We start from the raw sequence: 13,536 nt of genomic DNA, 5'->3' as shown, positions 1-13,536 counted from the left end.
CATGCTAGTGCTGTTGCGATCGGGATTCACGTTGTGCGGTCGCAGCGCTCACCATCGGCTTTCAGCACATGACCCTCGGTGGTTGCGCCCCCCGCGATCACCGAGCCGATTCGGCTCGACCCCCCCGGAGCCGAATCCTCGGACGGCCCCCGTCTCCCCCGACGGGGGTCGTTCCCTATCTGCACGCATAGCAGATCAACCCGTCGCGTGGGCGTTGTCCACAGAGCACCGGGTTGTCCACAGCCGGCCGCGTGCGGCGTTGCCGGGCACGACTTGCCTCCGCGAAGTTGGGCGCCTCATCCGCCCGACGCCGTGTTGGAGAGCCGCGATGCCCGCCCCGCACCTGCCCCTCGTCGTGACCGCCGACCAGGAACTCCTCGACGACCTGCTGCGCCTCGCCGCCGCGGGTGGCAGCGAGGTCGTGGTCGCCCCCGATCCCGTCGCCGCCCGGGCCGAGCTGGCCGCGGCGCCGTTCGTCGTGCTCGGCGCCGACCTGGTCATCGCCTGCCTGCGCGCCCGGCTGCCCCGCCACCCGCGGGTGGTGATCGTCGGTCGGCACACCTGGCCGCCGGGTGTTCAGGAGGCGGTCAAACGGCTCGGGCCGGTGCACGTCTGCCTGCTGCCGGCGGCCGAGGCGTGGCTCGTCGACCGCTTCGCCGACCAGCGGCCCGAGCCGCCGCCCGCCTCGGCCCGGACGCTCGCGGTGATCGGCGGCTGCGGCGGCGCGGGCGCCAGCACCCTCGCCGCCGGGCTTGCCGTCACCGCCGTTCGCGCCGGGCACCGCACGCTGCTCGTCGACGGCGACCCGCTCGGCGGCGGCCTCGACCTCATGCTCGGCTGGGAACGGCTCGGCGGCCTGCGCTGGTCCGCCCTCGCCCGGGCCGGCGGCCGCGTCGACCCGCCCGCCCTGCTGAACTCGCTGCCCCGGCGCGGCGACCTCGTGCTGTTGTCGTTCGCCCGGGACGAGTCGCCGCTGGTGCCGAGCGAGGCGATGGCGGCCGCCCTCGACGCCGGCCGCAGCGCCCGCGACGTGATCATCGCCGACCTGCCCCGGCACCTCGACGACCCGGCCGTGCTCGCGCTGGAGGCCGCCGACCGGGCGGTGCTGATCGTCCCGGCCGAGCTGCGGGCGACCGCCGGGGCGGCCCGGATAGCGCGGACGATCCGGGCGCATCGCGACGATCTCTCGCTGGTGGTGCGCGGGCCCGCGCCCGGGCGGCTCAAGCCCGAGCACATCTCGCGGGCGCTCGGGCTGCCGCTGGCCGGATCGCTGCGGCCTGACCCGGAGATGTGCCGCCAGATCGAGTACGGCCGGGCGCCCGCCGCCGGCGGCCGGGGATCGCTCGCGAAACTGTGCCGCTCGCTGCTCGCCGACCTGTTCGCCGCGCGTGACGAGGTGCCGGCATGACCACGTACGGGCAGCTCACCAGCTCGGTGCGGCACCAGTTCGCGCTGGGCGGGGTCGAGGCCACGCCGGCGGCGGTGCGCCACGCGGTGCGCCGGGAGGCGGCCTCGCTGGGCGACACGGCCGTGCTGCGGCTCGCCGACCGGGTGCACGACGAGCTGGTCGGCGCCGGTCCGCTCGCGCCGCTGCTGGCCGCGCCGGATGTGACCGATGTGCTGGTGAACGGCCGACACGTCTGGGTCGACCGGGGTCACGGCCTCGAGCGAGCGGCGTTCGCCTTCCGCGACCACGACGAGGTGCGGCGTCTCGCCCAGCGGCTCGCGGCCGCGTGCGGGCGGCGGCTCGACGACGGGCAGCCATACGCGGACGCGCGCCTCCCCGACGGCACGCGGCTGCACGCCGTGCTGCCACCGGTCGCGACCGACGGGCCGTACCTGTCGCTGCGGACCTTCCGGCAGCGGCCGTTCACCCTCGGCGACCTGGTCGAGCACGGCACCGTCACGAGCACCGTCGCGCCGGTGCTGGAGGCGATCGTGCGGGCCCGGCTGGCGTACCTGGTGACCGGTGGCACCGGCAGCGGCAAGACCACGCTGCTGTCCACATTGCTCGGACTCGTGCCTCCGACCGAGCGGATCGTGCTGGTCGAGGACGCGGCCGAGCTCCGGCCGGTGCATCCGCACGTGGTCACCTTGCAGGCGCGTACGGCCAATGTGGAGGGTGCGGGCGCGATCGGGCTGACCGACCTCGTGCGGCAGGCGCTGCGCATGCGGCCCGACCGGCTGGTGCTCGGCGAGTGCCGGGGCGCCGAGATCGTGGATTTGCTCGGTGCGCTGAACACGGGCCACGACGGCGGCGCGGGAACCCTGCACGCGAACACGGCGGCCGACGTGCCGGCTCGGCTGGAGGCGCTGGGGCTGCTCGGCGGACTGCCGCGGGACGCCCTGCACGCGCAGGTCGTAGCGGCGCTGCAGGTGGTGCTGCACGTGCGGCGGGCGGTCCGGGGGCGGGTGCTGGAATCGGTGAGCGTGCTGAAACCGGCCGAGCAGGGCCCACCGACGGTGGTTCCGGCCTGGTTGCGTACGCGTGGGGCCCAGCCGGGCGCTTGGGCGTTGAGTCAGCTTCTCGCGGCCCGGGGCGTCACGGTGCCGGCCGTTCTCGACCCGCCCGTGGGGGTGGGCGCGTGAACGCGCTGCCGGTGGTGTGTCTCGTGGCCGGCGCGGCCGTGATCGGCTGGTCAGGCCGGTGGCCCGATCCCCGGCGGGCCGTCTTGGTCGGGGTCGGGATAGTCGCGGCGGCCGGGCTCGTGGCCGGCGGACCCGTTCTCGGCGTGGTGGCGGCGGTTTACGCGGGCATCGGCGGGCGGGCACTACTCCTGCGGGCGGCGCGGCGGCGTGCGGGTGCCGCGCGGACCGCTTCGATCGCCCGGCTGGCCGGGCTGGCCGCCGATCTGCGGGCCGGGCTGCCGGTGTCCGGCCTGTCCGCGGCGGGGCTGTCCGCGGCCGAGCTGCCTGCGTCTGGCCTGTCCCCGTCTGGCTTGTCCGCGTCTGGCCTGTCCGCGTCTGGCCTGTCCGCGTTTGGCCTGTCCGCGTCTGGGTTGCCTGCGGCCGAGCTGCCTGCGTCCGGGCTGTTCGCGTCGGGGTTGTCTGCGTCCGGGCTGTCTGCGTCGGGGTTGTCTGCGTCCGGGCTGTCTGCGTCCGGGCCGACTCTGCTGGAGGGGCGCCTCGGGCGGCTCATCTCGTCGGTGTGGCGCCTGGCCGAGCGGACGGGCGCCCCGGCCGCCGATCTCGTGGAGCGGATCGAGGCGGATGCCCGGGCCGCCGATCGGGTGGCGGCGTCGGCCGCCGCCCAGGCCGCGGGAGCACAGGCCACCGCGCTCCTGCTGGCGGGGTTGCCGGTCGGCGGGATCGCACTGGGGTTCGCGATCGGTGCCGACCCGGTGGGCGTGCTGCTGCACACCCCGCTGGGTGCCGCCTGCGCGATCGGGGCCGTCATTCTCCAGGGCGGCGGGCTGATCTGGGCGGATCGGCTGGTGGCGCAATGAAGGAACCGTGTGCGCTGGACGCGCTGCTGAGCGCCGGCGGCCCGGTCCGGGTCGCTGTGCGGCCGTGCTGCCTCGCGGCGCTGGTGGGCCGCCGACCGACTCCTCCGTCCGACGGCAAGGTCGAGCCCGCGGAATTCGTCTGCGCCGCGGCCGACGCCGAACTGCAGGTGTCGCCATGACTCTGGTGGCGCTGGCCGCGGCCGTCTTGCTGATCGCCTCGACGCTATGGCGAAGCGGCACCCAGCGGCGACTCGATCGGCTGCTTACCGTGCCCGTCCCGCCCCGGCCACCTCTCGCGGCGGCACCTTTGCGGCGGGCCGACGACGGGCGCTGGGTGCGCCTCGGCATCGGTCTGCTGGTGGCGGCCGCGCTCACCGGTCTGATCTGGGCCTGGTGGGGCCTGCCGATCGGTGTGGCCGCCGGGGTCGGTGTCGAGCGACTGCTGCGGAGGCAGGAACCGGCCGCCCGTCGGCGGGAGCGGCTAGCGGCCGTGTCGGACCTGCCGCTCGCGGCCGACCTCCTGGCCGCGGCACTGAGGGCCGGCGCGCCGGTCGACCGCGCCGCGGCCGCGGTGGCCGACGCGCTCGGCGGTCCGCTCGGCGAGCGCCTCCGCCGGACCGCCCGCTCGCTGCGGCTCGGCGCCGAGCCGGCCGAGGCCTGGGCACACCTCGCCGGCCTGGACGGCGCCGACCGGCTGGTGGCGGCGGCGGTCCGGTCCAGCGCCAGCGGCGGCGCGCTCACCGGGGCGCTCGGGCGGCTCGCCGACGACCTTCGGGCCGATCGGGCCGTCGCCGCCGAGGCAGCCGCCCAGCGGGCCGGAGTGCTGATCGTCCTGCCGCTCGGGCTGTGCTTCCTGCCGGCGTTCCTGCTGGTCGGCGTCGTCCCGGTGCTGATCGCGGTCCTCGGCGACGTCTTCTGAAGCCACACGACTCCGTGACCCGCCCCGGTCACGGAACCCCACAGCGGTCGCCGACGGGCGGCCGCTGGCAACCACAACCGAAGGAGAACCACGTGCGCAAACTGATCGCGAACCTCGCCCGGCTGCGGACCGAGGCGGGCGACGCCGGGATGAGCACCGTCGAGTACTGCGTGGGCACGCTCGCGGCCGTCGCGTTCGCCGGCGTGCTGCTCAAGGTCGTCGCCGGCGACCACGTGCAGGCCGCCCTCACCGCGATCATCGACCGGGCCCTGAAATGATCCGGCGCCGGCAGCCCGGGCGCGACCGGGGATCGTTCACCGCCGAGTTCGCGGCCGGGCTGCCGGCGCTCATGCTGCTGCTCCTGACCGGCCTCACCGCGGTAGCGGCGGTGACGGCCAAGGGGCAGTGCGTCGACGCCGCTCGCGAGGGTGCGCTGGCCGGGGCGCGGGGCGAGGCCGCGACCCCGGCGGCCGAGCGGGTAGCGCCGACCGGTGCCGAGGTCGACGTAGCCCCCGGCACGGACACAATCACTGTGGAGGTGCGGGCGCCGGTCCGCCTGCTAGGCACCCACCTGCCGGTGATCACCGTGACGGGCCGGGCGGTCGCCGCCCGCGAACCCAAGGTGCCCGGATGAGACGGCGCGACGAGCGGGACCGGGGTGCGGCGTCGATTCTCGTGCTGGCCGTCGGACTGGTGCTGGTGGCGGCCGGGCTCGGCGGCGCGGCGATCGGCAACGCCCGGGTCGCACGCCACCAGGCACGGAACGCGGCCGACCTGGCGGCCCTGGCCGGGGCAATGGAGGCGGTCTACGGCCAGGACGTGGCCTGCGAGCGAGCGGGCCGCTTCGCCGTGGCCAACGACGCCCAGGTGACTTCATGCGCCGTCGACGGCCTGGAGATCGTCGTGCGGGCGGAGGTGGAGGTCCGCCCCCTCCCACAACTGGTCCGGCACGTCAGTGCGGCCGCTCGCGCCGGCCCGGTCTCCGGCCCGGCGGAGTGACGCCGCGAGGAGTGCACGAGGACGCCAGGGCCGGCGGGACGGGCCGGTCCTGGCGTCGGTTAGCAGTGGATCGGGATCAGAACTTGCCCTTGGCCACGTCGGCGATCGTCACGCGCTCGACCGTGTAGTTGACCGTCACGAAGTCGTTCGTGTACTTGATGGGCAGGCCGGACTCGGCGTTGATGACCAGGCTCTCGTGATCGTTGCCGCCGATCGCCGGCTGGCCGGCGGTCAGGGTGAGCACCTTCTGGCCCTGGTACGTGCCGGGGGCGACTTTGATCTCCGGCATCTGGTTCAGCAGTCGCAGGACGCCGGCGCGAACCGTCGGGCTGCCGGCGCCGACCATCAGCGCGTCCATCGAGTTGTTCCAGACCCAGTTGTCGGTGGTGTTGACCGCGTACAGGGCGGGGTCGGCGCCCTTCGGCAGCTTCTTGAGGGACGCCGCGGGCAGCGACGGGGTGACGCCAGGCGCCTCGAGGGTCGGCTTGACCTTCGGGTTCTTCGGCACGTAGGCGAACGCCATCTTCTTGCGGGCGTCGTTCAGGTCGCCCTTGGCCGCGTACTTCGCCGCCGCGACGACCGCCTTGCGGCCGGCCTCGTCCTCCTGCAGGTGCTTGCCCTTGACCTGAGCCGGCAGGGCGCCCTTGGTCTTGGCGAAGTAGTAGTCCCCGTTGTCGGCGTGCAGGTCCCACACGTCGACCTTGAGGCCGGTCTTGTACACCTGGTCGCGCAGCAGCAGGGTCGCGTCGCCCGCGGGCTGCTCGGCGGTGGTCAGGTAGCCCACCAGCTGCACCAGCGGCGCCTCCTGGGTGGCGCCGGCCGACGCCGTCGAGCCGCTGGTCACCGACGGCTTCGGGGCGGCCAGCTGGGCCGGGGCCGTGGTGCCGGTGCCGCTGGTGGCCACGGCGACCGCGGCGATCGCGGCGGCGGCGAAGCTGGTGCCGGCCGTCGCGCGCCAGGCCAGACGGCGGTTGCGCAGCTTGCGGCCCCGGGCCTCGATCTGGTCGAAGTCGGGCGTGAACGGGCGGTTGCCGACGGCGTCCTGCAGTGCCGCGCTGAGGTGTTCCTCGGTGTTGTACGGCATGGTCAGTGCTCTCCTCGGTTCAGGACGGACTTGAGTTTGATCAACGCCCGGCTCGTCTGGCTCTTGACCGTTCCCTCGCTGCACCCGAGGGCCGCGGCGGTCTCCCGCTCGCTGAGGCCCTCGAGGAACCGGAGGACGACGGTGGCCCGCTGCCGAACCGGCAGCGACTGCAGCGCCCGAATCAGGTCGGCCCGGTTCACCACTCCCTCGGACTGGTCCGGGATGGTGAAGTCGGCCACGTCGACGTCGGTGTGCGCGGAGACATTCCGGTTCCGCCGCCAGTGGCGCCTCGACTCGTTGATCAGGATGCGTCGCACGTACGCGGACGGGTTGTCGGCCCGCTGGACCTTGCGCCAGTGGCTGTAGGCCTTCGCGAGAGCCTCCTGGACGAGGTCGTCGGCCAGGTACCTGTCCCCGCACAGCAGGAACGCCGTGCGGTGCAGCGATGCGGCGATCCCCTGGACGAAAACCCGGAAATCGTGCTCCGCGCCGCTCGCCGTCCCGGCCGGTCGGTGCTTCATTACGGTCGTCACACCCAGCAAGATCCGCGCCGGACCGCGGACGTTGTCAACGACCTCGAATCTTTTTCAGCCGAGCGCCGCGAGGACCGCCTCCAGGACCGAAACCGCGCCCGATTTGTCCAGCGGATTGTTGCCGTTTCCGCACTTCGGGGACTGGACGCAGGACGGGCACCCGGTCTCGCAGGCGCACGCCGCGATCGCCTCCCGGGTCGCCCCCAGCCACTCCGCCGCCTTCTCGTACGCGCGCTCGGCGAAGCCCGCACCGCCCGGGTGACCGTCGTAGACGAAGACCGTCGGCGCCTCCGTGTCCGGGTGGTTGGCCGTCGACAGCCCGCCGATGTCCCAGCGGTCGCAGGTGGCGATCAGCGGGAGCAGGCCGATGGCCGCGTGCTCCGCCGCGTGCAGGGCGCCCGGGAAGTCCGGCGGCACCACCCCGGCGTTCTCCAGCGCCCGCGGCGACACGGTGAACCACACCGCCACCGTGCGCAGTTCGCGCGCCGGCAGGTCCAGCGGCCGCGTGTCGATCACCTCGCCCGACCCGATGCGGCGCCGCTGGTAGGAGACGACCTGGTTGGTGACGTCCACCTCGCCGAGGAAGAGCCCCACCGGGCCGGCGTCGACGTACGAGCGGACACCGACCACGGCCAGGTCGGTGACGTCGCGGGCGTGGGTCGACCAGTCCGGCTCCTCCTGGTGCACGAGCGCCACCGCGTCCTCCAGGTCGAGCTCGTCGACCACGAACGACACGCCCTGGTGCAGGTAGACCGCGCCGGTGTGCAGCATCGCGTGCGACGACCCCGCGTCGACGGTCCCGAGCAGGCGCCCGGTCGACGACTCGACGACCGAGACCGGCGCGCCGCCGGTGCCGCGCAGGTCGACGTCCGGCCGCCCGGTGTGCGTCCAGTACCACCCGGACGGGCGGCGGCGCAGCGCCCCGGCCTCGGTCAGGCCGTCCACCGCGGCCTTCGCCGGGGTGCCGCCGAACAGGTCGAGGTCGGCGGCGGTGATCGGGGACTCCGACGCGGCGCAACAGAGCTGCGGGCCCAGGACGTACGGGTTGGCCGGGTCGAGCACCGTCGCCTCGACCGGCCGCCCGAACAGCGCCGACGGATGGTGCACGAGGTAGGTGTCGAGCGGATCGTCCCGGGCGATCAGCACCGCGAGCGCCGACCCGCCCGCCCGCCCGGCCCGTCCCGCCTGCTGCCAGAGCGATGCCCGGGTGCCCGGGTAGCCGCAGATCAGCACCGCGTCCAGCCCGACCAGGTCGACGCCGAGCTCGAGCGCGTTGGTCGAGGCCAGCCCGAGCAGCTCGCCGGAGAGCAGCTGCCGCTCGAGCTCCCGGCGGTCCTCCTTGAGGTAGCCGGCCCGGTACGCGGCCACCCGGTCGCCGAGCCCCGGCACCGCCTCGTCCAGCTGCCGCCGGGTCACGGCCGCCACCACCTCGGCCCCGCGCCGCGACCGGACGAACGCGAGCGTGCGCGTTCCCGACACCACGGCGTCGGTGAGCAGGTCGGACGTCTCGCGCAGTGCGGAACGCCGTACGGGCGGAAGGTCGTCTTCGGCCGGAGGCAGGAGCGGCGGCTCCCAGAGTGCGAAGGTCATCGCCCCGTGCGGCGAAGCGTCCTCGGTCACGGCGGTGACCGGCAGCCCGGTCAGCCGGGAGGCGGCGTCGGCCGGATCACCCGAGGTGGCGGACGCGAGGATGAACGTGGGCGAGCCGCCGTACCGGGCGGCCAACCGCCGCAACCGCCGCACCACGTGCGCGACGTGGGAGCCGAAAACTCCGCGGTACGCGTGACACTCGTCGATCACCACGTACGAAAGCCGGCGAAGGAACGACGCCCACCGTTCGTGTCCCGGAAGCATCCCATGATGCAACATATCTGGATTTGTCAGTACGAAGCGGGAGTGCTGGCGGATCCAGTCGCGTTCCTCGCGCGCGGTGTCACCGTCGTAGGTGGCCGGGCGTACGTCGGGAAGACCGAAACCCGCGACGGAGCGCAACTGATCCGCGGCGAGCGCCTTCGCCGGCGCGAGATAGAGCGCCGTAGCGCGCGGGTCCTCGAGCAGCCGCGCGAGCACCGGAAGCTGATAGCCGAGCGACTTGCCCGACCCCGTCCCGGTCGCCAGCACGACGTGTTTCCCCTCGAAGGCGAGCGATGCGGCGGCCGCCTGATGAGCCCACGGCGCGGCGATCCCGCGCTCGCGGCATGCCGCCACGAACGACGAAGGGGCCCACGACGGCCATTCCGCCCGGGTGCCCGATCGGGCCGGCATCCGCTCGACGTGCGTGACCGGCTGAGAGGAGAGCTGGGACAACGAGTCTTCAGTCCGGTCAAGGGTGGTGGCGGGGTGGTTGGATGGGGAGGCCGGGCGGTGGGCGGTGGACGTCACGCGATGCACTCTGACACCGGTATGGGCCCCACCTCAAACGGGTACGTGGGGAGGGTGCCGTGCGTCGCGGGAAGCCGGTCGGTGGTTAGATTCGCTGGGGAGATCGGCTGCCTCAGCATGTCCCGCAGGGAGGAGGAGCGATGGAACTGTCCCTTGCGAGCCGGACCGTCGCCGAGCACACGGTGCTCGAGGTGGGCGGCGAGGTCGACGTCTACACGGCTCCGCGGCTGCGGGAGCGGCTCGTCGAGCTCGTCGACGCCGGCGCGCGAAACGTGGTCGTCGACCTGGGCGGTGTCGAGTTCCTCGACTCCACCGGCCTCGGCGTTCTGGTCGGGGCGATGAAGCGGCTGCGCGTGGCGAACGGCCGGTTCGGGCTGGTCTGTTCCAAGGAGCCGCTGCTCAAGATCTTCCGGATCACCGCGCTGGACCAGGTTTTCCCGATCTACCCGACGATCGAGGCGGCGACCGAAGACGGCGACGGCAGCGGTCCCGCTTCGTGATGGCGACGGTTCGGCTGTCCTTCTCGCCGGCGCCGGTGCATGTCCGGACGGCTCGCCTGGTCGGTGTGGCGGTGGCTCGGCGCGCGGGGGTCGCCGAGGAACTGCTCGACGAGGTCCGGCTGGCGATCGGCGAGGCCTGCACGCGGGCGGTGGCTCTGCACAACCAGTACGGGCTACCCGATCTCGTGACCGTTGAAATGTCTGATTCGGACTCATATGCCGTTCGGGTGATCGATCACGCCCCGATCGAGGCGAGTGTCGGCCTGGCCAAGCTGCCCCCCGACGAGCTCGCCGACGAGTCCCTGACCGACGAGGCGCTGACCACCGGAGTGGGCTTCGCCCTCCTCGCCGGATTTGTCGATGACCTGGAGGTTCGTCCGGTCGAGGACGGTCCCGGGACCCAGGTCCGAATGGTGTGGCCGGTGCAGCGGCGCTGAGCCGCGAAAGACACCAACGAAGATCAAAAAAGATCCGTACCCCTCTGGCGCCGCGCTAACACAGCGGCGAACATCACCACGACACGGCCGGAGCCGGGTGTGACCACCACCACGAGCGGCCGATACAGTACGCGAGTTATCAGCTACTGCTCCTGGTCCCGCGTCCGCGGGACCCAGTTGTCGTCTCCCCGGTAACGGGGAATGCGCCCGGCCGGGTTCGTCCGTCGGCATCGGGCGCGGTCGGTGTACAGGAGGACATTGATGTCCGGGACCTTGATAACTTCTGCCGCGGGCGGAGTGTCCCTGAGTGGTTCGAACGTCACATTTATCATCGTCGCGCTGGTCTTCGCGCTGATCGCGCTGGGCTTCGCGGCGATGTTCGTCCAGTCGGTGCTCAAGACGGGGCGCGGCACCAAGAACATGCAGGAGATCGCCGGCGCCGTGCAGGAAGGCGCGTCGGCGTACCTGTTCCGCCAGTTCAGGACGCTGGCGATCTTCGTGGTGATCGCGGTTGTTCTGCTCTTCCTCTTGCCGGTGCACGACACCGACAACGAGACATGGGTCAAGATCGGTCGCTCGCTCTTCTTCATCGTGGGCGCTGTCTTCTCGTCGTTCATCGGCGGTGCGGGCATGGCCCTGGCCACCCGGGCCAACCTCCGGGTCGCCGCGGCGGCCGGTGAGCAGGGCGGGCGCGAGACCGCGATGGGCATCGCGTTCCGCACCGGTGGCGTGGTGGGCTTCCTCACCGTGGGCCTCGGCCTCTTCGGCGGCGCGCTGGTCGTGCTGATCTTCAAGGGCGACGCCCCGACCGTGCTCGAGGGATTCGGCTTCGGCGCCGCGCTGCTCGCGATGTTCATGCGGGTCGGCGGCGGCATCTTCACCAAGGCCGCGGACGTCGGCGCCGACCTGGTCGGCAAGGTGGAGCAGGGCATCCCCGAGGACGATCCGCGCAACCCGGCGACCATCGCCGACAACGTGGGCGACAACGTCGGCGACTGCGCCGGCATGGCCGCCGACCTGTTCGAGTCGTACGCGGTCACCCTGGTCGCCGCGCTGATCCTCGGCCAGGCCGCGTTCGGCCAGGACGGCCTGATCTTCCCGCTGATCGTCTCGACGATCGGCGTCGTGATCGCCATCGTCGGCGTCTTCATCACCCGGCTGCGTCCGTCCGACCGCAACGGTCTCACCGCGATCAACCGGGCCTTCTACATCTCGGCGGCGCTCTCCGCGATCATCGTGGCGGTGGTCAGCTTCATCTACCTGCCCGACTCGTTCGCCGGGTTCAAGGACACGAGCATCGAGGCCGGCGTCCTGAACAGCGGGCGGGACCCGCGCTGGGTCGCCGTCGGCGCCGTCGTGATCGGCATCGTGCTGGCGGCCGCCATTCAGGCGCTGACCGGGTACTTCACCGAGACCAACCGCCGCCCGGTGCAGGACATCGGCAAGTCGTCGCAGACGGGCGCGGCTACCGTCGTGCTGGCCGGCATCAGCGTCGGCCTCGAGTCCGCGGTCTACTCGGCGCTGCTGATCGCCGCCGGCGTCTACGGCGCGTTCCTGCTCGGCGGCTCGTCGCTGACCCTGTCGCTGTTCGCGGTGGCGATGGCCGGCACCGGCCTGCTCACCACGGTCGGCGTCATCGTCGCGATGGACACCTTCGGCCCGATCTCCGACAACGCGCAGGGCATCGCCGAGATGTCCGGCGACGTCGACGAGAAGGGCGCCCAGATCCTCACGGAGCTGGACGCGGTCGGCAACACCACGAAGGCGATCACCAAGGGCATCGCGATCGCGACGGCCGTCCTCGCCGCCACGGCGCTGTTCGGGTCGTACACCAACAGCCTGGCCAGCTCGCTGACCGACGCCGGGGTCAAGGACGTCCCGGGTGAGATCCTCGGCCTGCTCAACATCGCGAACCCGCGCAGCCTCGTCGGCCTGCTGATCGGCGCGTCCGTCGTGTTCCTCTTCTCGGGCCTGGCGATCAACGCGGTGTCCCGTTCGGCGGGCGCGGTCGTGATGGAGGTTCGCCGCCAGTTCCGCGACCACCCCGGGATCATGGACCGCACCGAACGGCCCGAGTACGGCCGCGTCGTCGACATCTGCACCCGGGACGCGCAGCGCGAGCTGATCACGCCCGGCTTGCTGGCGATCCTGGCCCCGATCGCGGTCGGCTTCGGCCTGGGCGCCGGCGCGCTCGCGGCCTACCTGGCCGGTGCGATCGGCGCCGGCACGCTGATGGCGGTCTTCCTGGCCAACTCCGGTGGCGCCTGGGACAACGCCAAGAAGCTGGTCGAGGACGGCGCGTACGGCGGTAAGGGTTCCGAGGCGCACGCCGCGACGGTCATCGGCGACACCGTCGGTGACCCGTTCAAGGACACCGCGGGCCCGGCGATCAACCCGCTGCTCAAGGTGATGAACCTGGTCTCGCTGCTGATCGCGCCGGCCGTGGTGAGCTGGAGCATCGGCTCCGACGCCAACACCCCGCTGCGGGTGACGATCTCGCTGGTCGCGGCGGCGATCGTGGTGGCGGCCGTGGTCTTCAGCAAGCGCAAGCCGATCTCGATGGGCGACGCTCCGGCCCCGGCCGGCGAGAAGCCCAACGCGCGCGTCAGCGCCTGACAAACGTGGGCGGGGGTGCCCACGCCTGGGCACCCCCAAGCACCATGGAAGGTTGTCACACCCGGGCCGTACGCTGCTTCCCATGCGTCCGGCCCGTCCCCTCTCGGTAGTGCTCCTGTTCGCGCTCATGGCGAGCGTCGTGGCCTGCTCCGGCGCACCCGACCCCCGGGTCTGGGCCGCCTCGGTCTGCGCCACGCTGAGCCCCTGGCGCACCGAGATCGGCTCGCTGACCAGTCGCGCCCAGCAGCAGATCAACGCGAACACGACGCCCGGCCAGGCCAAGGAAAACTTGAGCCGCCTCTTCGTCGGCGCGCATGACGCGAGCGAGACGGCACGGGCAGGCGTCGCCAAGGCGGGCGTGCCCGACGTGAGCAACGGCCAGCAGATCGCCGAGGGCTTCACCGGCGCGCTGGCCGGGCTGCGCGACGCCTACGGCAAGGCCGCCACCGGCATCAACGGCCTGGCCACCACCCCGTCCAAGACCTTCTACGAGCAGGTGGCGAAAGTCGTCGATCAGCTCAACACCGACTACGCGGCGAGCAGCCTCGACACGAGCAAGCTCAACTCGCCCGAGCTGAAACAGGCCTTCGACGAAGTGCCCGAGTGCCGGTGAGGTGACC

General features: G+C 72.7%; 15 protein-coding genes. 12 read left to right on the top strand and 3 right to left on the bottom strand.

Annotation, left to right across the window (positions count from 1 at the left end):
- Positions 1-328: 328 nt before the first annotated feature.
- The 8 genes from ssd (at position 329) to A3CQ_RS0133770 (ending at position 5,364) form a co-directional block, all read left to right on the top strand.
- A complete protein-coding gene (gene ssd, locus A3CQ_RS0133805) occupies positions 329-1,408 on the top strand; it encodes a septum site-determining protein Ssd (protein ID WP_020515380.1) in 1,080 nt (359 codons plus the stop codon).
- Positions 1,405-2,589 (top strand): TadA family conjugal transfer-associated ATPase, encoded by a 1,185-nt coding sequence (locus tag A3CQ_RS0133800; protein WP_020515379.1) that lies wholly within the window; start codon positions 1,405-1,407, stop codon positions 2,587-2,589. The genes ssd and A3CQ_RS0133800 overlap by 4 nt, the downstream gene beginning before the upstream one ends.
- Positions 2,586-3,446 (top strand): hypothetical protein, encoded by an 861-nt coding sequence (locus A3CQ_RS62265; protein ID WP_051115432.1) that lies wholly within the window; start codon positions 2,586-2,588, stop codon positions 3,444-3,446. Before A3CQ_RS0133800 ends, A3CQ_RS62265 begins: the two co-directional genes overlap by 4 nt.
- On the top strand, positions 3,443-3,625 hold the full coding sequence (locus tag A3CQ_RS0133790) for a hypothetical protein (RefSeq protein ID WP_020515377.1): 183 nt from the start codon (positions 3,443-3,445) through the stop codon (positions 3,623-3,625). The genes A3CQ_RS62265 and A3CQ_RS0133790 overlap by 4 nt, the downstream gene beginning before the upstream one ends.
- Positions 3,622-4,365: a type II secretion system F family protein gene (locus A3CQ_RS0133785; protein WP_040433483.1), complete on the top strand. Its 744-nt coding sequence runs from the start codon at positions 3,622-3,624 to the stop codon at positions 4,363-4,365. Before A3CQ_RS0133790 ends, A3CQ_RS0133785 begins: the two co-directional genes overlap by 4 nt.
- Before the next feature lie 149 nt (positions 4,366-4,514).
- Complete coding sequence (locus A3CQ_RS0133780; RefSeq protein WP_370657635.1) at positions 4,515-4,643, top strand: DUF4244 domain-containing protein; 129 nt, start codon at positions 4,515-4,517, stop codon at positions 4,641-4,643.
- Entirely contained in the window at positions 4,640-4,999 is a 360-nt protein-coding gene (locus A3CQ_RS0133775) for a TadE family type IV pilus minor pilin (RefSeq protein ID WP_020515374.1), read from the top strand. Before A3CQ_RS0133780 ends, A3CQ_RS0133775 begins: the two co-directional genes overlap by 4 nt.
- A complete protein-coding gene (locus A3CQ_RS0133770; RefSeq protein WP_020515373.1) occupies positions 4,996-5,364 on the top strand; it encodes an Rv3654c family TadE-like protein in 369 nt (122 codons plus the stop codon). Before A3CQ_RS0133775 ends, A3CQ_RS0133770 begins: the two co-directional genes overlap by 4 nt.
- A gap of 76 nt (positions 5,365-5,440) precedes the next feature.
- Here A3CQ_RS0133770 and A3CQ_RS0133765 read toward each other — a convergent pair whose 3' ends face one another.
- The 3 genes from A3CQ_RS0133765 to sftH are packed head-to-tail and all read right to left on the bottom strand — an operon-like array spanning position 5,441 to position 9,288.
- Complete coding sequence (locus A3CQ_RS0133765; protein WP_020515372.1) at positions 5,441-6,448, bottom strand: hypothetical protein; 1,008 nt, start codon at positions 6,446-6,448, stop codon at positions 5,441-5,443.
- A gap of 2 nt (positions 6,449-6,450) precedes the next feature.
- Positions 6,451-6,981: a SigE family RNA polymerase sigma factor gene (locus A3CQ_RS0133760; RefSeq protein WP_245577436.1), complete on the bottom strand. Its 531-nt coding sequence runs from the start codon at positions 6,979-6,981 to the stop codon at positions 6,451-6,453.
- A 54-nt stretch (positions 6,982-7,035) separates the two neighbouring features.
- Positions 7,036-9,288 carry a DEAD/DEAH box helicase gene (gene sftH / locus A3CQ_RS0133755; protein ID WP_020515370.1) on the bottom strand — a complete coding sequence of 751 codons (2,253 nt, stop codon included), beginning with the start codon at positions 9,286-9,288 and terminating at the stop codon, positions 7,036-7,038.
- Positions 9,289-9,503: 215 nt separating this feature from the next.
- Between sftH and A3CQ_RS0133750 the strand changes: the two genes are divergently transcribed.
- The 4 genes from A3CQ_RS0133750 to A3CQ_RS0133735 all read left to right on the top strand — a co-directional run bounded on the left by A3CQ_RS0133750 (position 9,504) and on the right by A3CQ_RS0133735 (position 13,529).
- Positions 9,504-9,863, top strand: coding sequence for an STAS domain-containing protein (locus A3CQ_RS0133750; protein WP_020515369.1), 360 nt, complete (start codon positions 9,504-9,506; stop codon positions 9,861-9,863).
- On the top strand, positions 9,860-10,300 hold the full coding sequence (locus tag A3CQ_RS0133745) for an ATP-binding protein (RefSeq protein WP_026206506.1): 441 nt from the start codon (positions 9,860-9,862) through the stop codon (positions 10,298-10,300). Before A3CQ_RS0133750 ends, A3CQ_RS0133745 begins: the two co-directional genes overlap by 4 nt.
- 261 nt (positions 10,301-10,561) lie before the next feature.
- On the top strand, positions 10,562-12,916 hold the full coding sequence (locus tag A3CQ_RS0133740; RefSeq protein WP_026206505.1) for a sodium-translocating pyrophosphatase: 2,355 nt from the start codon (positions 10,562-10,564) through the stop codon (positions 12,914-12,916).
- An 82-nt stretch (positions 12,917-12,998) separates the two neighbouring features.
- Positions 12,999-13,529 carry a hypothetical protein gene (locus A3CQ_RS0133735; RefSeq protein ID WP_020515366.1) on the top strand — a complete coding sequence of 177 codons (531 nt, stop codon included), beginning with the start codon at positions 12,999-13,001 and terminating at the stop codon, positions 13,527-13,529.
- Positions 13,530-13,536 lie beyond the last annotated feature (7 nt).

It is taken from the genome of Paractinoplanes globisporus DSM 43857, from assembly GCF_000379645.1.
GTDB classification, from domain to species: domain Bacteria; phylum Actinomycetota; class Actinomycetes; order Mycobacteriales; family Micromonosporaceae; genus Actinoplanes; species Actinoplanes globisporus.
Note: the sequence above shows the minus strand (reverse complement) of the source record. Positions and strands in the feature narration are given on the sequence as shown.